This is a genomic window from Chryseobacterium sp. Bi04 (assembly GCF_918698085.1).
In the GTDB taxonomy this organism is placed as follows: Bacteria; Bacteroidota; Bacteroidia; order Flavobacteriales; family Weeksellaceae; genus Chryseobacterium.
This window is the reverse complement of the sequence record NZ_CAKKLP010000007.1, coordinates 46,067-69,582: the sequence shown is the minus strand read 5'-3', so window position 1 is coordinate 69,582 and position 23,516 is coordinate 46,067. Positions and strand designations below refer to the sequence as shown.

The 23,516-nt window shown below is 35.5% G+C and carries 19 protein-coding genes; 9 read left to right on the top strand and 10 right to left on the bottom strand.

The annotated features are described in order from the left end of the window. Positions 1 to 49: 49 nt before the first annotated feature. Both rpsI and rplM read right to left on the bottom strand, forming a co-directional pair. The gene (gene rpsI, locus LQV47_RS12670; protein ID WP_034746528.1) at positions 50 to 436 is read right to left on the bottom strand and encodes a 30S ribosomal protein S9; all 387 of its coding nucleotides are present in this window, start codon (positions 434 to 436) and stop codon (positions 50 to 52) included. A gap of 6 nt (positions 437 to 442) precedes the next feature. Beyond that, positions 443 to 898 carry a 50S ribosomal protein L13 gene (rplM, locus tag LQV47_RS12665; RefSeq protein ID WP_047488670.1) on the bottom strand — a complete coding sequence of 152 codons (456 nt, stop codon included), beginning with the start codon at positions 896 to 898 and terminating at the stop codon, positions 443 to 445. 344 nt (positions 899 to 1,242) lie between these two features. Between rplM and LQV47_RS12660 the strand changes: the two genes are divergently transcribed. Next, positions 1,243 to 2,349 (top strand): DUF3667 domain-containing protein, encoded by a 1,107-nt coding sequence (locus LQV47_RS12660; RefSeq protein ID WP_230037404.1) that lies wholly within the window; start codon positions 1,243 to 1,245, stop codon positions 2,347 to 2,349. A 33-nt stretch (positions 2,350 to 2,382) separates the two neighbouring features. Here the strand turns inward: LQV47_RS12660 and LQV47_RS12655 are convergent, their stop codons facing one another. Further along, positions 2,383 to 2,715, bottom strand: a complete 333-nt coding sequence (locus LQV47_RS12655; protein WP_230037402.1) for a hypothetical protein — start codon at positions 2,713 to 2,715, stop codon at positions 2,383 to 2,385. 249 nt (positions 2,716 to 2,964) lie between these two features. Here LQV47_RS12655 and LQV47_RS12650 point away from each other — a divergent pair, with 249 nt between their 5' ends. The 3 genes from LQV47_RS12650 to LQV47_RS12640 all read left to right on the top strand — a co-directional run bounded on the left by LQV47_RS12650 (position 2,965) and on the right by LQV47_RS12640 (position 8,207). Further along, on the top strand, positions 2,965 to 6,312 hold the full coding sequence (locus LQV47_RS12650; protein WP_230037400.1) for a methylmalonyl-CoA mutase family protein: 3,348 nt from the start codon (positions 2,965 to 2,967) through the stop codon (positions 6,310 to 6,312). 99 nt (positions 6,313 to 6,411) lie between these two features. Further along, positions 6,412 to 7,455, top strand: a complete 1,044-nt coding sequence (locus tag LQV47_RS12645) for a hypothetical protein (RefSeq protein WP_230037398.1) — start codon at positions 6,412 to 6,414, stop codon at positions 7,453 to 7,455. Positions 7,456 to 7,496: 41 nt separating this feature from the next. Beyond that, a complete protein-coding gene (locus tag LQV47_RS12640; RefSeq protein WP_230037396.1) occupies positions 7,497 to 8,207 on the top strand; it encodes a diphthine--ammonia ligase in 711 nt (236 codons plus the stop codon). Positions 8,208 to 8,242: 35 nt separating this feature from the next. On the opposite strand, the gene LQV47_RS12635 is transcribed toward LQV47_RS12640, so the two are convergent. Then, positions 8,243 to 9,379, bottom strand: a complete 1,137-nt coding sequence (locus tag LQV47_RS12635) for a pyridoxal-dependent decarboxylase (RefSeq protein ID WP_354960847.1) — start codon at positions 9,377 to 9,379, stop codon at positions 8,243 to 8,245. Between the two features lie 536 nt (positions 9,380 to 9,915). Between LQV47_RS12635 and LQV47_RS12630 the strand changes: the two genes are divergently transcribed. Further along, positions 9,916 to 11,031, top strand: a complete 1,116-nt coding sequence (locus tag LQV47_RS12630; RefSeq protein ID WP_230037395.1) for a serine hydrolase domain-containing protein — start codon at positions 9,916 to 9,918, stop codon at positions 11,029 to 11,031. A gap of 20 nt (positions 11,032 to 11,051) precedes the next feature. Then, a complete protein-coding gene (locus tag LQV47_RS12625) occupies positions 11,052 to 11,579 on the top strand; it encodes a 2'-5' RNA ligase family protein (RefSeq protein ID WP_230037393.1) in 528 nt (175 codons plus the stop codon). Positions 11,580 to 11,619: 40 nt separating this feature from the next. Here the strand turns inward: LQV47_RS12625 and LQV47_RS12620 are convergent, their stop codons facing one another. Continuing rightward, complete coding sequence (locus LQV47_RS12620; protein ID WP_230037391.1) at positions 11,620 to 12,981, bottom strand: M64 family metallopeptidase; 1,362 nt, start codon at positions 12,979 to 12,981, stop codon at positions 11,620 to 11,622. Positions 12,982 to 12,983: 2 nt separating this feature from the next. Continuing rightward, positions 12,984 to 13,475, bottom strand: a complete 492-nt coding sequence (locus tag LQV47_RS12615; RefSeq protein ID WP_230037389.1) for a hypothetical protein — start codon at positions 13,473 to 13,475, stop codon at positions 12,984 to 12,986. A gap of 102 nt (positions 13,476 to 13,577) precedes the next feature. On the opposite strand from LQV47_RS12615, the gene ruvC reads away from it, so the two are divergent. Further along, positions 13,578 to 14,132, top strand: coding sequence for a crossover junction endodeoxyribonuclease RuvC (ruvC, locus tag LQV47_RS12610; RefSeq protein WP_115916273.1), 555 nt, complete (start codon positions 13,578 to 13,580; stop codon positions 14,130 to 14,132). Between the two features lie 104 nt (positions 14,133 to 14,236). Continuing rightward, positions 14,237 to 14,674 carry a hypothetical protein gene (locus LQV47_RS12605; RefSeq protein ID WP_230037387.1) on the top strand — a complete coding sequence of 146 codons (438 nt, stop codon included), beginning with the start codon at positions 14,237 to 14,239 and terminating at the stop codon, positions 14,672 to 14,674. A 360-nt stretch (positions 14,675 to 15,034) separates the two neighbouring features. On the opposite strand, the gene LQV47_RS12600 is transcribed toward LQV47_RS12605, so the two are convergent. Then, positions 15,035 to 16,021: an RHS repeat-associated core domain-containing protein gene (locus tag LQV47_RS12600; protein ID WP_230037385.1), complete on the bottom strand. Its 987-nt coding sequence runs from the start codon at positions 16,019 to 16,021 to the stop codon at positions 15,035 to 15,037. A 68-nt stretch (positions 16,022 to 16,089) separates the two neighbouring features. On the opposite strand from LQV47_RS12600, the gene LQV47_RS12595 reads away from it, so the two are divergent. Further along, on the top strand, positions 16,090 to 16,527 hold the full coding sequence (locus LQV47_RS12595) for a hypothetical protein (protein WP_230037383.1): 438 nt from the start codon (positions 16,090 to 16,092) through the stop codon (positions 16,525 to 16,527). A gap of 129 nt (positions 16,528 to 16,656) precedes the next feature. On the opposite strand, the gene LQV47_RS12590 is transcribed toward LQV47_RS12595, so the two are convergent. The 3 genes from LQV47_RS12590 to LQV47_RS12580 are packed head-to-tail and all read right to left on the bottom strand — an operon-like array spanning position 16,657 to position 23,514. Further along, entirely contained in the window at positions 16,657 to 16,983 is a 327-nt protein-coding gene (locus tag LQV47_RS12590; RefSeq protein WP_230037381.1) for a hypothetical protein, read from the bottom strand. A 7-nt stretch (positions 16,984 to 16,990) separates the two neighbouring features. After that, the gene (locus tag LQV47_RS12585) at positions 16,991 to 20,581 is read right to left on the bottom strand and encodes a DUF6443 domain-containing protein (protein ID WP_230037379.1); all 3,591 of its coding nucleotides are present in this window, start codon (positions 20,579 to 20,581) and stop codon (positions 16,991 to 16,993) included. Between the two features lie 5 nt (positions 20,582 to 20,586). Beyond that, positions 20,587 to 23,514, bottom strand: coding sequence for a hypothetical protein (locus LQV47_RS12580; protein ID WP_230037377.1), 2,928 nt, complete (start codon positions 23,512 to 23,514; stop codon positions 20,587 to 20,589). Positions 23,515 to 23,516: the final 2 nt, after the last annotated feature.

Genomic DNA, 23,516 nt, shown 5'->3' with positions numbered 1-23,516 from the left:
AATACATTTCTGTAGCCAATAGCCAGTAGCCATTCGCCCACAGGAAATCTTAACGTTTTGAGAATTGGAATCTCTTTCTTGCTTTTTTCTGACCAGGCTTCTTTCTTTCCACCATTCTTGCGTCTCTTGTAAGTAAACCAGCAGGCTTTAATGCTAATCTGAATTCAGCATTAATTTCGCATAAAGCTCTTGAAATACCTAATCTGATAGCTTCTGCCTGACCTGTATTTCCACCACCGAATACGTTTACGGTAACGTCATACTGACCAACAGTCTCAGAAAGGATAAACGGTTGGTTTAATTTGTAAACCATCACGTCTGTAGAGAAATAAGTTGCAGCGTCTTTACCGTTTACTGTAATGATTCCAGAACCTGGTCTTACATAAACTCTTGCTACAGAAGTTTTTCTTCTTCCGATTTTGTGAACTATAGACATAATTAATTATTTAAATTCGTTAACATTAATTGTTTTAGGCTGTTGAGCTTCATGTTTGTGCTCAGTACCTTCATATAAATAAAGATTTTTAAGGATAGCAGATCCCAGTTTGTTTTTAGGTAACATACCTTTTACAGACTTCTCCAATACCTTTAAAGAATCTTTCTTTTGAAGTTCAGCCGCAGTCATAGACTTCTGCCCACCAGGATATCCTGTATGCCAGATATAAGTCTTATCAGCCCACTTGTTTCCGGAAAGTGTAATTTTCCCAGCATTCAAAACGATTACGTTATCACCACAATCTACGTGAGGTGTAAAATTCGTTTTGTGCTTACCTCTCAAAATCTTTGCAACCGTAGAAGCTAGTCTACCTAACGGCTGTCCTTCAGCGTCTACCACAACCCATTCTTTATTCGCAGTAGCTTTGTTCGCTGAAACAGTTTTGTAACTTAATGTATTCACACGTTTTAGTTAAAGATTAAACATAATTTTCCCCTAAAAGGGTGTGCAAAGGTACAAATTATTTTTGTAACTGAAAAACATATTTTATTTAATCTATAGAATATTGTATGGTGAACTGACTTTAATAGATTTTAACACTATGTTAAACTTTGGCATACATCTTGTAAAAAATTGTTGCGATGAAAAAAAACATTTAGATGATTCTAAAAGCACAGGTGATAAGGAAAAGAGTTTCTTCCCTCAACTCTTTCTTTTTTTAATTTTCATTAACAATTTCCGCAAAAGCTTAGTAATATCATTATTTTAATTCGTTAAATAATTATATTTGCGCCAAACCCAGAACTATGAGCCACGGAAAAATAAGAGAAGATAAAACCTGCCTTAACTGCGGACATCAGGTGGAAGAAAGATTCTGCCCCCACTGCGGACAGGAGAATATCGAGAGACGCCAGCCTTTTTATTTTCTTTTCACCCACTTTATTGAAGATTTTACCCATTATGACGGTCAGTTCTGGGGAACATTAAAAAACCTGCTCTTCAAACCCGGAACACTTACCAGTACTTATCTGGAAGGCAAAAGACAAAAATTTGTACCTCCTGTAAAGCTGTATATATTTGTCAGCTTTATTACTTTTTTCGTGTTCGCCCTTTTCCCTATGGTTAATCTTAATTTTGGAGGGGATAAGGATTCCAAAAATGAATCCAAAGTAAGTTTTTTTGAAAAGGTAAAATCACCACAGATGCAGAAGATGTTCGACAGTATAAAAGCTGAACGGAAACTGACTAAAGAAGATTCTCTGTCAATCCAAAATCTCAATCTATTACCAGACACTATAACAGTGAATGAAATACAAGGAGCCTTAGAGATGAATAAGAAAATAGATTCAGATGCGGAGTATGGAGGCTACAAAACAAGGAAATCCTATGATTCGGCCGCTGTTAAAAATCCTTCTTCTCTTGATTTTATTAAAATACCACTAGCTCATAAATTCTTTGAACTCAAAGAAAAGGGTGTAAAAAAAGAAGAGATCATTTTAAATATGGTAGAAAAATCATTTCATAATCTGCCTAAAGCACTTTTCATTTACCTTCCTCTTTTCGCTTTCTTTTTATGGATCTTTCACAGTAAGAAAAAATGGTGGTATTTCGATCACGGCATTTTTACCCTGCATTATTTCTCATTCCTTCTCCTGAATATTTTATTTATATTCCTACTCGCCAAACTGGTGGGAGTAACAAGTTTCAAGCTTATTAATTTAATTTTATATCTAACAATAAGTGCTTTGTTACTCTATAATATTGCATATTTCTTTATTGCTCACCGCCGTGCTTATCATGCCCATGGATTGGTAAGCTTTATAATTGGGCTTACATTACTGACTGTTAATTTCTTTGCTTTTATGATTTTGGTGACAGGTCTTGCCTTAGTAAGCTTCCTGATGATTCATTAGATACAAATGAGGAGTTTACAAGGGAAGCCATTTTTATTTTCTTAATGACTTGCTTCCTCTGAAGCTTGCAAATAAATAATAGGCAACAAAAACTGTAGAGAATTTAAGAATAGACGGTATAGCCAGTTCCAGATTAAAAATTAAAGTTCCCACAAGAACCAGAATTCCCATGGCTACAAAAGACAATCCCATTTTTTGTGGCAATGTAAAATTAGGGGTATCAAGATAATAGGCAATTCCCCACGCTAAACCAAAGGCAACCGCATAATAGATATCCAGAGCCAGATTTTCTGAGCTTAAAAAAAAATAATTAATAAGGAAGCTTACTACCGTTCCCAACGCGAAATACATCAAAGCTTTTTGCATACCTGTAAAAATATTTTGCAAAAGTAGAGAATTTAATTTGAGAATTTGAAAATGAAAACTCCCAATCTCCCCATCTTATGCTGCTTTTGAAGCCTTAAACGATCAAACCCTTAAACTCTCCAGCCTAAAACCGGGGTGTTTTTATTAAATAACGGCTTACAACATAATGGAAATCAATACTATAAAATCAAACACACGGTTCTTTTTTTATTGTTATATTTGAAAGCTTAGAAACTTTCTAGAATTTTTATGGAAACCCAAAAATATACTCCAACCAACAAAGTAAGAATCGTAACAGCTGCCTCTTTATTTGACGGGCATGATGCTGCGATCAATATTATGCGTCGTGTTATCCAGGGAACAGGATGTGAAGTGATTCACCTGGGACATGATAAATCAGCTGAGGAAGTTGTAAATACAGCTATCCAGGAAGATGCCAATGCCATTGCCCTGACATCCTATCAGGGAGGTCATAATGAATATTTCAAATATATCTACGACCTGCTAAGGGAAAAAAACTCACCACAGATTAAAATCTTTGGTGGCGGTGGTGGTGTTATCCTTCCTGAAGAGATCAAAGACCTGATGGACTATGGAATCGACAGAATTTATTCTCCGGACGACGGCCGGGAACTGGGATTACAGGGAATGATCGATGATTTGGTAAACAGGGCAGACTTTGCTACAGGTAAAGAAATTACTGCAGATGATTTAGATGCTATCAGTTTTGAAAACTCAACAAGTATTGCCAAAATTATTTCTGCTGTAGAAAACTTTTCTGAAGAAAAACCCGAACTGGTAAAAGCTATTGACGAAAAATCAAAAGACTTACATATTCCCATCATTGGTATCACAGGTACAGGTGGAGCAGGAAAATCTTCATTGACAGATGAATTGGTAAGACGTTTCATCCGTTCAAACCCGGATAAAAAGATTGCCATTATTTCTATAGACCCTTCAAAAAAGAAAACAGGAGGAGCGCTTTTAGGGGACAGAATCCGTATGAATGCAATCAATGACCCGAGAGTTTATATGCGTTCAATGGCCACAAGAGAAAATAACGTTTCTGTGTCACCGTTTATTCATTCTGCTTTAAATGTGCTGAAACTGGCACATCCGGATGTAATCATTCTGGAAACCTCAGGTATCGGGCAGTCCGGTTCAGAAGTTTCTGATTTTGCTGATGTTTCCATGTATGTGATGACTCCCGAATATGGAGCTTCCACTCAGCTTGAGAAAATTGACATGCTGGATTATGCGGATTTAGTGGCTTTAAATAAATCTGATAAACGGGGTGCTCTTGATGCACTTCAGGCTGTAAGAAAACAGTTCCAGAGAAACCATTTACTTTGGGAAAGTCCATTGGATGAAATGCCTGTATATGCTACAAAAGCATCTCAGTTCAATGATCATGGAACAACAGAATTATACAACAGACTCGTTTCAAAAGTAAACGATAAGTTTTCCGGTTTGGATTTAAAAACCTTTGCGGAACAGGAAATTACTGAAGAAGTAACGATTATTCCTCCAAAAAGAGTCCGTTACCTGTCTGAAATTGTTGAAAATAACAGAATATATGATGAAAACATTGAAAAGCAAGCTGAATTAGCGCGAACAATGTATCATATTGAAGGGGTCAAAAAAATTATTTCCAATGAGGCTTTAGATGCCGAGTATCAAAAAGCTGAAAAGGAACTTCAACAGGAAAATATCGACTTCCTGAGGTCCTGGGAGGATACGAAAAAAGCTTTCCATGAAGAGTTTTATTCTTATTTTGTACGTGGAAAAGAAATTAAAGTTGAAACTTCTACAGAATCTCTTTCCCATTTGAGAATTCCAAAAATTGCATTACCAAAATACAACGACTGGGGTGATCTGATCAAGTGGAAAGGCCAGGAAAATCTTCCGGGAGGATTCCCTTACACGGCAGGAATTTATCCTTTTAAAAGAACAGGAGAAGACCCAACAAGAATGTTTGCCGGGGAAGGAGGTCCGGAAAGAACCAACAGAAGATTCCATTACGTTTCTGCAGAAATGCCTGCTAAACGTTTGTCAACAGCTTTTGACTCTGTAACCTTATACGGACAGGACCCCGCTTTACCACCGGATATTTATGGTAAGATCGGAAATGCCGGAGTTTCAATCGCCACTCTGGATGATGCCAAGAAACTGTATTCAGGATTTGACCTGGTGAATGCACTCACTTCCGTTTCAATGACGATTAACGGTCCCGCTCCTATGCTACTGGCTTTCTTTATGAATGCTGCCATCGACCAGAACGTTGAAAAATACATCGCTGAACATAAACTGGAAGCTAAAGTTGAAGCTGTTTTAAAAGCAAAATTTGACGATAAAGGATTAGAAAGACCAAAATATAACGGGGAACTTCCTCCATCCAACAATGGTTTAGGATTAAAGCTATTAGGGATTACAGGAGATGAAGTGATTCCTGCGGAAGCTTATGCTGAAATTAAAGCTAAAACAATTGCTACTGTTCGTGGAACAGTTCAGGCAGATATTTTAAAAGAAGACCAGGCTCAGAATACCTGTATTTTCTCTACGGAATTTGCTTTAAGATTAATGGGGGATGTTCAGGAATATTTTATCACAGAAAAAGTAAGAAACTTCTATTCTGTCTCTATTTCAGGATACCATATTGCTGAAGCTGGTGCCAATCCGGTTTCCCAGCTGGCATTTACATTGGCTAACGGATTTACGTATGTAGAATATTACCTGAGCCGCGGAATGGATATCAACGATTTTGCTCCGAATTTATCTTTCTTCTTCTCCAATGGTATCGACCCTGAATATTCAGTAATCGGACGTGTGGCAAGAAGAATCTGGGCAAAAGCAATGAAACTGAAATATGGGGCTGACGAAAGAAGCCAGATGTTGAAATATCATATCCAGACTTCGGGACGTTCTCTTCACGCTCAGGAAATTGATTTCAATGATATCAGAACTACGCTTCAGGCACTTTATGCTATCTACGACAACTGTAACTCACTACATACCAATGCATATGATGAAGCTATTACAACACCTACAGAACAGTCTGTAAGACGGGCAATGGCTATCCAGCTGATCATTAATAAAGAATTAGGGTTAGCCAAAAATGAAAATCCTTTGCAGGGATCATTTATTATTGAAGAACTGACGGATCTTGTAGAGGAAGCGGTATATGCAGAATTTGACAGAATTACGGAAAGAGGTGGTGTTCTTGGTGCTATGGAAACTATGTACCAACGTTCAAAAATCCAGGAAGAATCTATGCATTACGAGTGGCTGAAGCATACCGGAGAATACCCTATTATTGGGGTAAATACCTTCCTTGGAAAAGACGGTTCACCAACAGTTCGTCCGGGAGAAGTGATCCGTTCTACAGAAGAAGAAAAGCAGGTTCAGATCGAAACGCTTCATAATTTCCAAAAATCAAATGAAGATAGGTCTGAGGAAGCGCTTAAAAAATTACAATATGCAGCCATCAATCAGCAAAACCTGTTTGGAATTATGATGGATGCTGTGAAATACTGTTCTCTTGGACAAATCACCAATGCTTTATTTGAAGTAGGCGGTAAGTACAGAAGAAATATGTAATATTCTGAACACAAGAATATAAAACTAAAACCTCAAGGAATTTCTTTGAGGTTTTTTTGTATTTTTAACCCAAAACTTTTACCAATAAAGAGAATAATCATGAAAAATTATTTTAACAGAGCCTTAATTGTGATGATACTCTGTCTTACTTCAGTGTTATCTTCTCAAAAGCGAACTGAAGATTTCACCATCAGCCTTCCCACTAAAAAAGTAGATAAGAGCTATTATAAAACAATCAAACTTATTGACCGCAGAACAGATACCATTTCATTAGGAATTGTTCAGCAGGGGCTTTTGAATGCTAAAGCAAAGGTTGTTTCTGCTTCGAGCCTTTCCAGCCAGTTTCAGAATGTACTTAACGGCATTAATGGTGAGAATACAGAGGATGGGGCTTTAGTTTTATATCTTAAACAGCTCTATTTTGCCGAGCTTACTGCTAAACTAAGTGAGCACGGGTATTGTTATTTTCAAGCATTTTTATTTTCAAAAAATGAAGATGGAACATATTCTTTGATTGATCAGCCTGATACTGTGATTGATCACAGGGCAACTGATGTCACTAAAGAAACCCTCCAGAAAGGAAGCGAAATGCTTATTGATTTTATCAGTAAAAATGCCTCTAAAAAACCTGAAGTTACCCATCACTATACTTATGAGCAGGTTAAAAACTTTGATGATACGGCAAAAGAGTCGATCCGTTTTTATAACTCACCTCAATTGAAAGATGGCGTTTACAAAGATTATAATTCTTTAAAAAATCAACAGCCGGATCAGGAAATTACGAATGTGAAGTTTTATGGTAATGCTCCCAAAATTGTAAGAATCTATGAAACGGCAGATGGCAAAGAAAAAGAGGTCAAGAAGGATGATATCTATGCTGTGGTATATAAAGGTGAACCTTATATCTATCTTTCCATAGAAAACCTGTTTACCAAGGCTGAAAAGAGAGATAATGACTATTATTTCATTGGAAAAATAAGATCAGATCCCAATAGAGGAAGTATGATGGTTACCGGAGCTGCATTTTTTGGCGCTATTGGAGCTCTGATTATGACCAATCCCGCTTATCCTTTTGAAATGAAGATCAATTACTTCAATGGAGGATTTATTCCTGTGAAAGAAATTCAGAACAAAAAATACTAATAGCTAAAATCTCCTTATTTTTGGGAGATTTTTATTTTACAATGAAACCGAAAGCTTTATTCAACTGGAGCAGCGGAAAAGATTCTGCGCTGGCTCTTTACAAAACACTACAGGAAAACCGGTATGAGGTCATCACCTTGCTTACCAGTATCAATAAGGAGTTTCAAAGAATTTCCATGCACGGAGTTCATGTATCTCTTTTGGAGCAGCAGGCTGCCAGTATAGGAATACCCCTGATAAAAATGGAACTTCCGAAAGAACCTTCTATGGAAGAATACCGGGAAATCATGAATAAAACGATGTCTGAAATACAGGCTCAGGGGGTTACCCATTCTGTTTTTGGAGATATTTTCCTCGAAGATCTTCGTCAATACAGAGAAGAACAGTTAAACAGTATCGGCATGAAAGCCGTTTTTCCTCTTTGGAAGCAAAATACATCAGACCTCATCCATGAATTTTTAGATCTGGGTTTCAAAACCATCGTAACCTGTGTGAACGGGAATTATCTGGATAAAAGCTTTGCAGGTCGGATTATTGATCAAAATTTCATCGATGACCTTCCTAAGAATGTAGACCCATGCGGAGAAAATGGGGAGTTTCACACCTTTACGTTTGATGGTCCCATTTTTAAAAAACCTATTCAGTTTACAATAGGCGAAACAGTAAAGAAAACATACCCCAAGCCTAAAACAAATCCTGAAGAAGAGGACGGAGAATATATTTTCTGGTTCTGTGACCTGCTATTAAAATAAGCCTGTGAATATTTATCAGCAGGCTTTTCAACATATTATTTTATTTCAGTAATGATTTCATTCATGAGATCAAATACCAGCTGAATATCCTTTTCACTGGTCATCCAGTTGACAAATGCAGCTCTTATTCCGTTATGCTGGTTATAAAAAGTAGGTGTCATAAAGACTTTCCCTGTATCATTAAGCTTTTCAAGAAATCGCCCTACCTCATCCTCCTTTACCTCATCCTTTAATGTAAAACAAACCGTATTCAACCGTACCGGGGCCAGCAATTTAAAATCATTACTGTTTTCAATTAACTCTCCCAACTGTTTTGCCCATGATATATTCTTATCTACAATCTCCTGATACCCTTTTCTACCGTAAGCCATAATAGAGAACCAGGCCGGAAGCGCCTTTAATCTTCTTGAGTTTTCAGGAAGAAAATTTAAATAACTGAAATTATCCAACGGATCTCCCAGATAAGGTGCATTTGAATTCTGAAAGGTTTCTACCTGCAAAATTTTATGTTGTTCCTTGATTAAAAACACAGCACTTTCGTAAGGAACATTCAACCATTTATGACAGTCTACCGTAATACTGTCAGCATATTCCCAACCTTCCACAAGGTGTTTATATGAATCTGAACATGCTGCAAATCCTCCAAAAGCCGCATCAATATGCCACCAGAAATTATATTTCTCTTTTAATTCACTGATAGCCTTAAAATCATCAAAATCCACTGTATTTACAGTTCCCCCACTTGAAATCAGGATAAACGGCTCACCAGTAAGTCTCAGAATATGTTCTTCAAGATCTTTGATATTGATAGCCTCACGGTTTCCTTCTTCTTTTTTAATTTTAACAATATTATTGCTTCCCAGCCCTAATAATGACAATGACTTTATGGAAGATGAGTGTGGAGTTGCTGTCAGTATTTTTACTGTTCCGGAAACACCTTCTTTCGCAATATCTCTTCCTTGTTCTTTTCCTAACCATTGACGGCCCACAGCCAGGCAGGTAAAATTCGACATGGTGGCTCCTGATACAAAACCTCCAAGAAAGTTTTCCGGAAGCTGAAGAAGTGTAAGCAAAAGCTGTATTGTTTCGATCTCTATATTTGCAGAAATATCTCCTTGTCCTGACACGGTTTGGGTATTCTGATCATAAATAGTGGCCAGCCAATCTCCCACAATGGATGCCGGAGTAGTTCCTCCTGTTACAAACCCCCATATCTAGGCCCTCCAGATCCAACCATTATCGGCTCGAATTTTTCGTTGAAAATCTGTAGCGTTTTTTCCGTTCCATAGCCCGTTTCCGGCAAGCCCTGTAGCTCTGGTATAGGAGCATTATCTATAGAGGTCGGCCTGTCTGTAATATTATTCAGATATTCTGTTCCCTGTCTTTTTATAATATCCAGCAGTTAATCAATCTGTTCTGAATCACTTTTTAAATGTCCTTTCATGATGGTAGGTTGCTTATAATCTTTCAAATGTATTAAATACTCTTTAAGTTTAGAGTAAGTTCCTATAAAAAATCCCGTTAAATTCATTCCTAGCACGCATTTTGCATCCTTTTGAAACTTTTAAAGATTTCACTATCTTTAGAATACCCTATTGAATTTTAAAAATAAAAACACCTGATCTCTGCTCAAAGAATATATTCCCATCAATGATCTGTGGTCTCGAAAAAATATTGAAATAATTTATAACCTATAACACAAACATCCGTGATAAAAAATTTAGCACTCCTGGTATTATTCTGTTCTTTACTTTCGTGTAAAACTGAACCTTCTCAAGCTCCCATTGATAAAAATGCTGTCATTGACTCTACCATTACTGCTTTTCAAACCACACTTTTAGAACAACAGATTGATTCTGTCTTTAAAAAGTACCATTTCAATGGAAGTGTGGCCGTCTTTAAGGATTCTCTGCAGCTTTACAGAAAAGAAAACGGGTATTCAAATTTTAAGAAAAAAGCAAAAATTGACAGCAATACCATTTTTGCTATTGGTTCCGTGAGTAAGCAATTTACAGCTGCTCTGGTTTTGCTTCAAATGGAACAGGGAAAACTGAATGTTACCGATAAAGCCTCTAAATATGTAAAGGAATTCCAGAATAAAGACTATGAACATATTACCATCCACCAGCTTCTCAACCATACTTCCGGGCTGAACCTTCTTGGCGGAAAGCTGATGTTTAAAAGCGGTTCAGATTTTTACTATTCCAATGACGGGTTCAATACGTTGGGAAAAATTGTAGAAAAAGTTTCCGGAAGATCTTATGATGAAAATGTACAGGAGCTTTTTAAAAAAGCAGGAATGACAAATTCTTCCACAGGAAATACTTTTAAAGGCAATAATTTCGCCAGTGCTTATGTAGGCAATGCAACACTGTGTGAAGAAGTTCCGAATATGCCGAAAAGATTAGGTGGAAAAGAAATAGGAACTCCTGCCGGAGGAATACTTTCTACCATTCAGGACCTTCACCGCTGGAATAATGCTCTTTATGGAGGTAAAATACTGAAACCGGAAACCTTAAAACAGTTTATGGCAAAAAGCGCAGAAAGACATCATGCCATCTTTGGAAAAATGGGGTATGCCTATGGAATCATGCTGAATATCGGAAAGCCTGTCTCCTATTTTCACAGCGGATATATAAAAGGTTCTCCTTCTCTGAATATCTATTATCCGGAAACAAAGACCTCTGTAATCATTCTTTCCAATATTGCGGACGAAGCAAAAGGAAAAGGCTTCGTTTTCAAACCACATATTGAAATAAAAAAGACTACTGACAATCTTGAAAATATAATAATGCAGCTTAAGCAAAAAAATGAAGTACCTTAGCTTTCACTCATTTCAACTGTATGAAAAAGATGTATTTCATAGCCATTTATCCACCAAAGGAAATCATAGAAGAGGTTAAGGTTTTCAAGAAAGATCTTGCAGAGTGCTATGGCAGCTCCAAAGCATTGAAGAATGATGCCCATATCACCCTATTTCCTCCATTCTCCAGAGAGATGGAACTGGAAAGTGATATTTTTACAGCGTTTCAGAAAATTGACACTCAAATGTCTCCTTTTGAAATTGAGCTCAATGGTTTTGGAAGTTTTCCCAATCCTAAGAATCCGGTGATCTTTGTTCATCCGGAAAACAGCCCCAATTTAACAGAGCTTTATAACAGGGTAAAACAACAGTTCAATTTCGCAAAATATTCTTTCAATCCGCATATGACTGTTGGATACAGAGATCTGACATGGGAAAATTACCTTAAAGCCTGGGAGAAATATCAATCAAAAGAATATAAAACTAAATTTCTAGTTGATAAAATTTCACTTCTCCGCCATGATTACAGATGGATTCCCATTGCTGAAAAGAGCTTGAGAGAAACCTAAAAAAGAAAACCGGCAGTTAAAAGCCGGTTTATATGTTTATCTATTCTTTTATTATTTTCTGAGAAATAACAGGCTGTCCGTCTTCTGCTACATTCAGAAGGTAAGAGCCCGAAGGAACATTCCTGATATCAACATAGATCGTTGATGCATCTTTTAATTCAAATTTTGCAGAAATCAGTTTTCCAGAAGCATCATAGATTTCCACTTTCGTATTTTTGGAAAAATCCTGTTTTCCCCGGATAGAAAATTCTCCATCACCAGGATTCGGATATATACTGAATTTTCTTTCTATTGCTTTTATATCTGCAACTCTAAGCGTCGACTTACTTAAGGTCCATGTAATATTGGTAAGATGAAGCGTACTGTGGTTATCTACTTTTAACAGCGGATTATTATCTGTTACCGAAAATAATAAAGTATTATTGCCATTGTTCAGCTGAGCAGGGGTAACTGTTAGTGTATTTCCTGTTGCACTAAGAGCAGCACCGTTCAATTTCCAGGTATTCACTAAGGTATTGGGAATCGGAAGAATTTCATTCACTGTAAACGTGATATTGGAACTCGCACTTAAGGTAGTATTGTTGGCTGGAGTATAAGAATCTACGGGAGAAACTAAAGAATGGATTTTTTCAATAATTGCTTCTTTACAAACGGAGCAAAACTGCTGGTTAAGGTACCTCATCTCACAGCTCTGATGCGGTCTGAACCAGCTTGGGCTTTCTGTATACGGATAGACTCCCACACTGTTTAATCCTACCCAGTTTTTCCATTTTATAGTAGCCGGATTAGAGTTTTGGGTTTTATTGGGAGACTCAAGAGAACCGGCAAACCAATATTCATCTGCTAATTTCCCAAAAGAATGCCCCAGCTCATGAACTACAATTTCACTGGCAGAACCATTCAACGATGCAAAGGCATAGGTGCCTCCACAACCGCCATATTCTGTAGAATTACCCAGTACATACGTGATATCATAATCCGGGATATTGGCAGCCAGTACCTGTCCTACTTTATTGGTTGTATTGCTGTAAATACATCTATGAACCCCAACATCAAAGGTAGACCCCAGATAATTATTGGGATTTGAAACCGGTATTACGGGTTCTGTAACATCAGTAGCCGTTCCGGGATGCTTAACGCCCGTTTCAGCAGAAACTACTTTCACGGCATAGGCATTAAAATAATTTTTGTATTCTTTGTAAGGACTTTTGGTAAAAAGATAATCAATGGTTGACTGAGCTGATGACACAAAAGATGTTTGCTGTGCAGCAGTAAAACCATCCCCTAAAACCGCAATAATAACACGTTTATCATTGCTGCCACTCTGTAAAAGGGGAACTTTGTCAAATACCTGTCCAAAACAGCTGCTTCCCATAAGAAGAGATAATAATATTTTTTTCATGATTATAGTTTTTGAGTGAATAATAGCTTTACACCATTGTCTGTGGCTTTTTCAATTTTTACAAGACCCATATTTTCAGAATAGGGAAACCTCACGCTGAACTCGGCATTTTGAAGTGAAGCCTTATGCCGGGACATCCCTTCTTTTTCATAGACTTCAAGTTCCGGATTCAGAGGATCTTTTATATGCTGGCTGGCAATTTCTTTGCCTCCCGTTTCTACAAGCGTAATAATAAAATCCCCGTTTTGAACTTCTTTTCGGTCAAAAGAAGGCATTGACTTCATCTTACCTTCCGAAATTTTGCTTTCCTGAAGGATAATTTTTTCACTTCCGGATCGGTCTTTATCTGCTTTAAAAAACAAATAAATAATCCGGTCACCTTTTTCTACCGTATTTTCTACTGCCACACTCCCGTACGAAGCTAACCCACTCTCTTTCTGAAAACTACAAAACAGAAAAGAGGGAACGATTAATAAATTGATCAAATTTTTCATGTCTATTTTTTTTAAAGTTAATAAACTTTTAAATACAAATCACTCCTATTTGACTTTTTTTGATGACTGAAAAGATGGCAGAAAGTCCTTATCTTTGAACCAATGATTTCAGAGAAAATAATTTTAGGTATTGATCCCGGAACAGCTATCATGGGGTTTGGTCTTATTTCCGTTAAAAAAGGTAAAATGGAAATGATCTCCATTCATGAACTGATCTTAAAAAAATATCCTAATCACGAAACGAAGCTTAAATATATTTTTGATAAGACGTTAGCGCTCATTGATGAATTCCATCCTGACGAAGTAGCTCTTGAAGCCCCTTTCTTTGGGAAAAATGTACAGAGTATGTTAAAATTAGGCCGTGCCCAGGGTGTAGCCATGGCTGCCAGCCTCCACAGAAATATTCCCATCACAGAATATTCTCCTAAAAAAATTAAAATGGCCATTACCGGAAACGGAAATGCCAGTAAAGAACAGGTAGCAGGAATGCTTCAGAACCTTCTTAACCTAAAGGAATTCCCCACAAAATACCTGGATGCCTCCGATGGCCTTGCCGTTGCCGTATGCCATCATTTCAATTCCGGAACCATTGCAGATACAAAATCATATTCCGGCTGGGATAGTTTTTTGAAACAGAACCCGGACCGGTTGAAATAACTCATATAAAACATAAAGTCATTATTGGATATACAAGGGCTTTTATCATTTACATTTTTAAATATAGTATTGTGTAGTAGCTTTTTTTTATATTAAATTCAAAAATGAAAAAATATATTTTAACACTGATTTCTTTTCTTTTTATAGGATGTAGTTACGATAAAATCTATGAAAATAGAGAAGCTGATAAACAAGACGCCCAAAAAGTTATTAATAAATTTTATTTTTTAATAAAAGAAGATAATAATAAAGAGGTTTTTAAATTATTTAGTGATCGATTTTTCAAGGAAGTAGGAAAAGAAAGATTTGAACAAATTTTAGATAAAACAGATAATGATTTTGGAAAAGTAAAAGATTATGAACTTACAGATAGCTGGACACAAATAATTAAGGGATCTAATTCTATCTCCAAATATAAACTTTCATATCTTGTTACAAGAGATTCCACTCAAACAAAAGAATATTTTAGACTGCAGAAAGAAAATGATACTGTTAAAATAATCTCTTATCGACTTGATTTTGATATTATACCAAAAAAATAAAAGCGAAAAAATTCCGCTTTATTTTTTTCTATTCATAGCATTTCCAAGAATGGGTAATAATAGTATCTTTTTTATGAATATTAAAACTTAACTCCCCTTTATTTTTCACTATTGTATCACCAATTTCTACTTCGTTCCAATATAAATTCCACCATCGATTAGTAGTTTTTACAAACTTTAGGCTTTTGTGTACGTGGATCATAACCTTTTACTTCAAAATAGACAGAAGACGTAGGAAGTTTTTCAACTACTATTAGACATTCTTCTTTAGAAAGCATTTTAGTATACTCATCACAGTTCACTTTTCCACAAGAAAATAAAAAAAGAAAACTAATAATTATAAATAATTTCATTATACATTTAATTTAAATTGGGGGATTTCCCAATCCTAAAATATTGGGGATTAGCTTTCATCCAATTACTTATACTTATAGTATTTGTTTTAGATTTTCCAGCACTATACCCTAATTCTAAATTAAGACTTCTTGTTTCTGTACCATAAGGAGAAAACTTTCCATTTGATGAACTTTTGCTGTATTCTCCACCTACTTCATAAGACCCTGAGTATGCAGTGGATTCCCCTACTGCACCGCCAAAAACATCTGTATATTTAGATCCGTCAGGATTAGTTCCGTAGGCATTCATCATGTTAAATTGAAAGCCCATTCCTATACTTGGTAAATCCTGCACTCCATAAGTTCCAAACAAATTTGCTTGGCCAGTACCTAAGTTATAAGCTAAGGTTAAACTTCCTGAGCTCTGAGCAAAAGAACCTCCAAAAGTAATCCCTATAGCGTACTTTCCAAACATAGCAGATTCAGCAGCTCCAAGTCTTGTTCTTGCAGCTTGAAGATTTCTTTCGGCAGTAACACTTTTAGGAGTTATTTTAACCTCTCCAACATCATAAACTCTTCCATCAGCAATTGGTTTCCCTCCAGAAGATTCATCATAAACTACTCCATTTGCAGCATAATTTAAATTTCCCCGCTGAGCCGTTTCTCCTTCATATGTTCCTTTGATTCCTTTGTCTGTAAGATCTTGTTGGCTTTTTACATCATCTCTAAACACCATCTGTCCCATGGAATTACTAAACCAATCTGTTCCCTGTCTCCCATCCGGATCAATAAATCTGATTGGATTGTTGTAAGCATAGGTATATGTCGACCATCTCCTAGAGGTTTCTGCCAGTGGATCCACAACACCCCATCTTCCCAAATCCGGCATATAAAATCTCGCCCCATAATCATACATTCCGGTCTCTTGAAGCTCTTTTCCATTGTACTTAGTCTTCTGCCGTTGGGACTGGTAAAAATAACAATCCGGAATATTGTAGGAAAGCTTATTCATTATGAAGACTTCCCTGTTTTCAGACCAACTAAAATTATTAAATTTGTTTATTAAAAAATCAAATGATAATGAAACTACATATATTATTTTTTATTTCTTTTTTTCTAACAAGCTGCAATTTTAATAATACCTATGAAAATAGAGAGTCTGATAAGCAAGATGCTCAAAAGGTGGTTGATAGATTTTATTCATTAATAAAACAAAATAACAGAGAAGAAATGTCTAAGCTGTTTGGTAATAATTTTTTTAAGGTGACCAATAAAGATAAATTATACCAAGTTATTGATAAAACAGAAAATGAATATGGAGAAATTCAAAGTGATAGTCTTAATAGTTGGCGAACATTTGTTTCTAAAGGAACAAACTCTTTTTCAGAATATGAGTTAACCTATGACGTTAATAGAAACTACGGAAAAACAAAAGAAATAATTTCTTTAAAAAAGGAAAATGATACAATCAAAATCACTGGCTATAGAATAGATTTTGACATTGTTCCAAATAAATAAAAAGAAGCCGTCTCACAACTAAACGATGTGGGTTGAGAATCATTTAAACGAAAACCCTTCTCATATAGGGGTACAGGAAAATTTCATAAAAAAGGCCGTTTTCACGAGTTGTGAGACGGCCTCTTTATTTTAGTCTTCATAACATTTCCATTCATGGGTAATTATCGTATCCTTTTTATGAATACTAAATGTTAATTTTTTCTTTTCTTTTATTATAGTATCTCCAGCATTTATCTCTTTTTTGTATAAATTCCACCATCTATTATCGCTTTCACAAAATTTAGATTTATTAGTTACAGGATCATATCCTTTTGTTTTAAATAAATCAGGATATTTTGTTGGTGGAATCTCTACAACTATACTGCATTTTTCTTGAGAAATTATTTCTGTATAACTTTTACAGCTCATACAAGAATGAAAAATAAAGAAAATACTTAAATATGGTAATAATTTCATACTTCGATTATGGAATCTGTGAATTGGAATGAATTGAATAATTTTTCTTATCAAATATATAATTTAATATTCTATTTAAACTTGGAGTTAAGTCATTCGTATATGTTCTTGATATTCCAGCTCCATAACTTGTTCCTAAATTAACACTTGTTGTTACTGTTCCAGATCTCGAAGGTAACATCCCTGTCGGAGTTGTACTAGCACTTACGGAGCCTCCAAGTATATAGGCTCCAGAAGATTCTATAGAATGTCCTAGAGCTCCTTCAAATACGTTAGTATATTTTGATCCATCGGGATTTGTTCCATAAGCACTTAGTTGATTTAGTTGAATTGACATTCCAAAACCATCATTTCCTGCCAATCTAATAGAACTTGTTCCTAATAATTTTGCTTGACCTGTTCCAAAGTTTTGAGCTAAAGTAAAATTATAACTAGTATTACCATAACCATACCCTGCTGAAATTCCATATGCATATTTTCCAAACATAGCAGATTCAGCAGCTCCGAGTCTTGTTCTTGCAGCTTGAAGATTTCTTTCAGCAGTAACACTTTTAGGAGTTATGTTAACCTCTCCAACATCATAAACTCGTCCATCGGCAATGGGTTTCCCGCCAGAAGATTCATCATAAACCACTCCATTTGCAGCATAATTTAAACTTCCCCGCTGAGCCGTTTCTCCTACATATGTTCCTTTTATTCCTTTGTCTGTAAGATCTTGTTGGCTTTTTACATCATCTCTAAACACCATCTGTCCCATGGAATTACTAAACCAATCTGTTCCCTGTCTTCCATCTGGGTCTATGAAACGAATTGGATTGTTAAATGCATAAGCATAGGTAGAACAACGTCTGGAAGTTTCCGATAATGGGTCCACCACCCCCCATCTACCAATATCAGGCATATACATTCTGGCCCCGTAATCATACATACCCGTCTCCTGCAATTCCTTGCCGTTGTACTTGTACTGGTAAGCATTCTTGGTAGTCAATGTGTAATTATGCAATAATCCGAAAGGGTAATAATTGTTTACATCAACAATCTCTCCATGCGCCCAAGTGTCTACACAGCCCATTTTAGGACGACATACAGTTGTTTTATAATATCTTGGTTGAATAATTCCATCTTTATTAGTATCTGTAAAACTTAACCTTATATTTCCCAGATGATCAGTAAAATTATACACATAACGTTGATTAAGTTCATCATAATACCCCTCTGATGTAGAAATAACTCTCAATTTTAAAACGGGAATTTCATTAGGATCAGGATGATAAGTTCCTTCTCCATTCCAATACTCTACATCAAATGTAGACTTGTACTGGAAATCATTCAGATAATCCACCTCTATCTTATCTCCAAAAAGCTTCTTCACTTTTGTACCATCAGCCCGATAAATATATTTGGTAATACTTGGACCTTGGATAATCTGCTTAGGTAAATTTAAATAATTATATTCAATAGAAGAAATATCTTTATCCAACTGTGAGGTCATATTACCATTGTTGTCATATCCAACAGTATTAGGAGCTGCTAAATATGGATAACCTGAAGGATTCTGCTGTTCGTCAATTACTTTTATTAATCTATTTCCAATATATTCATATTTTAGATTGTCAATTACCTTTGCAATATTACTTCCGATGAGAGCTCCTTCTGATCTTTTTAATCGTTGAATATTTCCATTTAAATCATAGTCAACTTTCTCAAAAAATTCGTTAATACTTTCCTGTCCGGCTTTTTGATAAAAACCAGCAGAGAGTCTGTTTAATGAATCATAAGAATATCCATATCTTTTCAATGGTTCATTCTCTTCAATCAGAGTTTTCCATGAGACTTCAGAAATATTCCCGTTATATTTTGGCTTTACTTTCAGGTCAGTGAAATCTGAGTTCGGAACTTCAAGTCCTTCTACTTTATTATAATTAATTTGATATCCAAACAGATCGCTCCCCAAATTAGCAGGATCATTAATCTGAGTCATCCAACCACGGATATTGTAGGCGTAATCAATACTTTGAAGATTGTTTCCTACCTTCTTATTGGAAAGTTGAGACAATTCATTGTAGGTATTTTGAGCCAAAATCTCAACAGGATTGCTGTCTACCTGATGTTTATGTACCAGCAACCTATTCTGAGCATCATACTCAAAATTTTCTGTGATCAGTCTTTCAGTATCTGTATTCAGTCTTTTATGTCTGGTAACAACCATTTGAGGTACTCCAGCAAAATCCAGTTTGGATTCTGTTTTGGTATAGCCTCCTAAATGATTAATGGAGTAACTTCCTATCGCCCGGCCTTTGGTGTCGTAATACGTATAGTTCTTTGTCCAGTTATCATCTTCAACATTCTTCACAAGACTCATGACAGGAAGCCCTTTAGTGCTTCTTCCATCTGTACCAGGATTTTCCGTCAATACATTTTGTCCCTGAATAGTTGCCGGAAAAGATGGATTGAAACTGTAAACCGGATAAGTATCATAATAATTGACAGTCAAAACATTTTCTAAGTTATGAAAATAGGTATTGGAATAATAGATGGTCATTCCACTTCTTATAAACCCTTGGGGCTCTCTGTTTTCAATAACTACAACGTCTGCAATTTCATTCTGCATTTCGGTTCTCCCACCACCAGCCCGGGATCCAATATAAGCAACTCTTCCCAACCTGTCATATTTGGTAATCAGCCATTTGTTTTGTTCTCTCATATTAGCATCTTGTGTTATGATCAACCTGCCTGCCTTGTCATATCCCATATATTCCCAGCCTTTTCCGGGAAGCTTTTTTTCTACCAATCGGTTTTGGCCGTCATAACGGTACTGGTAATATAGGTTTTCTACCGTTGCAGGTTCTACTGTGGGAGCGGACGCTAAAGGTGGAATAACGAATGCCAGCTGGTCATATTCATTATAAACATAATAAGTATCAGCATTTCCTGTATTTAATGGCTTTCTGGATAATATAAGCTGTCCTTTTCCATTTTTGAATTCAATAGTTTTGTTTCCATCTTCATCAGTAGCTGTGTTTTTATATAATTGTGAAGCCTGGAAATACTGCAACAGCTGAATGGAAGTTTGAGTTCTGCCCTCAACCCAAGTGGTTGTGGTTTCATATTTTCTTACATAATCTTCATGAATATTAGCATCATATTCAAACTTCACAGGTTTACCAGCCCAGTCATTTCCCACCTGAATCTGCTGTTGGATTCTGTCTAAAGGTGAGTTTTCCAATATTTTCTCTGCATAAATCTTTTCCTGACCATAAATTCCAGGTTGGGTGGCATTAGCTAATGGATTGGGAACGATAGCTCCATTCAGAGTTCCTCCCTGCGGAACGGGTAAATAATCTTTGACCTGTCTTCCGAACTGATCATATTCGATATGGGTGACAACATCTCTTCCCAACGGGGAAGCTTTTACATTGACGACCTGTTTTGGTCTTCCTAGTCCATCAAAATACTGAACCGTTTCTGATGTTTTGGTAGGTGTAGTTCCATTATAATCAAGGTAAGTCTTGGATTGGATATAGTTTTCTGTGTTGGATACCTGTGCTTGTACAGTTCCCACTATCAGAAATCCTATCGGAATAATTATTTTTTTCATCGGTATTAGTTTTTATAGTTGTACTTCATTTCTTTCAACACTTTGCCATTCACATCAATTACTTTTTCAAGTCTGTTAGCTGAATCATAGATGTAGTTTTCTCTGATCCCTGATGGTGGGGTGATGCCTGTTATTCCAACTAATGGATCATAAGTATAGGTTGTCATCAAATACCCTTTCAGTAACGGATTATTTCTCAAAGTAATTAAACTATTAATCAGATTTTGTTCTGATGTACTATCTACATCTGCATTGGATTTTGTCACAATATCAAGGCTTAAATAATCTGTAGAAGCCGTAGATTGACCCAATATTTGCATGAACTGTGCATAAGTCAATCCTGCAACCTTCATAATGGGTAAACTTTGCTTATACCCATAAATTATAACTGTTGGAACTCCTGATTTATCTGTTGTTTGAATATAATTGCCTCTGTCATCTATTAAATCATAACTTATTTGATCAACCGTGTTATCTACATTAATTTTATAGTTGGTAAAATCCAAGTTGGTATCAAGCTTTGAATACCTGATTTTCTTAGCAACAAATGGAGGTGCATAAAAAAGATTCTCCTGAAGTGAGTATTTGTTGTTCTCATTTTTCGTAATTGCTATTACAGGATACATGATATTTGAATTAACCATCGAATTGTAAGCTGGTTCCTGCCCACCCACTATAGTTTCGTTTCCAGGACAATTTGTTCTACAACCACCTGATCGGACATCTTGAGCATAAAGAATTCTTTTAATACTTGTTCCTGAAGCAGTGGTTGTTTCAATCTGCTCTGGATATGGATGCCAGAGAATATTAGATTCTCTGTATTGAATCTTTGTTTCTGTTGAAACTTGTTTATCATTAAGATAGTCAATCACTTTTTCTTTCTTTAGTAGATACGGGATTACAGGAATGTACATGGTATAACTTCTTGTTGGAATCCCGTTCTGTATGTGGTTTTCATAAACTTCGGTGTAAACGTAATAATTCTCGTCAGAAACTTTACATGTACTACAGTCATTTAACCCTAAATCAGCTAACTCACTTTCAGGTTTTAAAAAATTTTGATATTCATATTGGTACTCTTTTAATAATTTATTTGAAGAATCAAAGATTTGTTTTTTCATTAATTTACCTCTTTCATATCCCCTGTTCCCTCCATAATGAACAAAATCAATGAAATTATATCTTCTAACAGAATTAACATCAGGATTAGTAGCAAAATCACTAAAAAAATAATCAGTATGCCCTTTATTGTTAATTTTTTCAGTTACCTGACTAAATTTTATTTTTCTTCCGCTATATATCCCAGAGCTTGCATTGTTGGCAAGTCTATACGTATAATTAGTTGTATAATTATTTTGTCCATCAAAATCAATTTTGGAAGCAATCCTACTGGTAGAGGAGTAAGCAGGATTAGAATTAAAATCAATTACTTGAGAAGCAAATGGAGATGTATCCGAAGTTTTATTTTGTTTAGAATAATCACTTTTTTCATAATTAAAAATAGTGTATCCTTTAGTAGGATAATTAACTTTTTGCAATAAAGTAACATCTATAAAGTTATTAGTATCTCCTTCACCTATATTATTAGTTCCATTCCAAAATCCATATGCATTTGTTCCATAACTATTTTTAGGTGGTAGGTTGTTTGTTTTGTAATAGTCAAATGAATAGCTTTCGTTATTTTTATTTATAGATGTTAAAAAATATCTAAAATTTGTTCCACCAAAGGGGGTTTGATTCAAAGCTATACTTTCATTTCTTCCAAAATAATTTAAATTGATACCATTTAAGTGTGTAAGGTTATTACCATCCTTAAAATAGCTATAATTAATATTTATATTTTTTCCTACTACTTCTATGTTTTGGAGGATTGCTCTTTTCGTGTAATTAGCAGTGGTTATAATACTTTCAGTAGTCCCAACATGAACTTCAAAAGATTTAGTGGCCACTGTATTTGAGGCATCTAACTGAGCTTGGGTTGGATAACTGGTTGGGAATAAACTTCCATTTGTAAGAGTTTTTTGTAAAAAAGGATTGAATATAGTTGCATCACCTTGCTTATAGGTTGCTTGAATTACATCACCATTACTTAACTCTACTTTTTTTAAAAACCACGATACTATATAGTTAGCCCTAGTTGCGCTGTAATAACTATGTGTTGAAGTAGCTCCTTTATTTGTATATTCAGAATAATTAACTTCTAAAGCGTCATAAGAACCTCCAAAGTAAAATCTATTGCCCTTATCGTCAATAACCTTTATTTCACTAACATTTTTATTTTGAAAATCTATAGGACTTGCTACGGAATAGCATTTAGAATTAAGTAAATCAGGACCCACTATTTGTAATTTAGCATTTTCACAAAATACTAATGGAGTACCTCTATTATCAAATATGAAGTACCCTTTATACCCAAAAAAATCAAAATAAAATTTATCTGGCTTAAAATCTGATTTTACATTACCATTTGGGTTTTCTAAAATTTGTTTTTTTGAAGGACTAAATCCATAATTAAGACTTTGTTGTTGAATAATACAATCAGTTGTAGCTTGCTTCTTACGTTCATCAGAAGCAATGAAGCCATAGAGATTATCAAGGGGCTCAGCAACAAAAAATTGCGAGAGTAAAAAATCACCGTTTACTTCTCTGGTAATACTTCCAATCTGATTCCCATACCAATTCAAACCAAAGATGCTTTCATCAACTCTTGGCATAAATCCACTTGATGTATTCGATATTTCGTTAGATAATGTCAAATTTCCAACTGGAATTTTGAATAATGGAACAGTTACATTAACGGCACCATTATATAGATTATTATTTGTCGTTACATTATTTATTAGAGACAAACTCTCTGAAGGTCTGTCTTGTGCAATAACATTTATTCCTAGACATGTTCCCAATAAAAGAATGCCCAATTTTATTTTTTCCATCG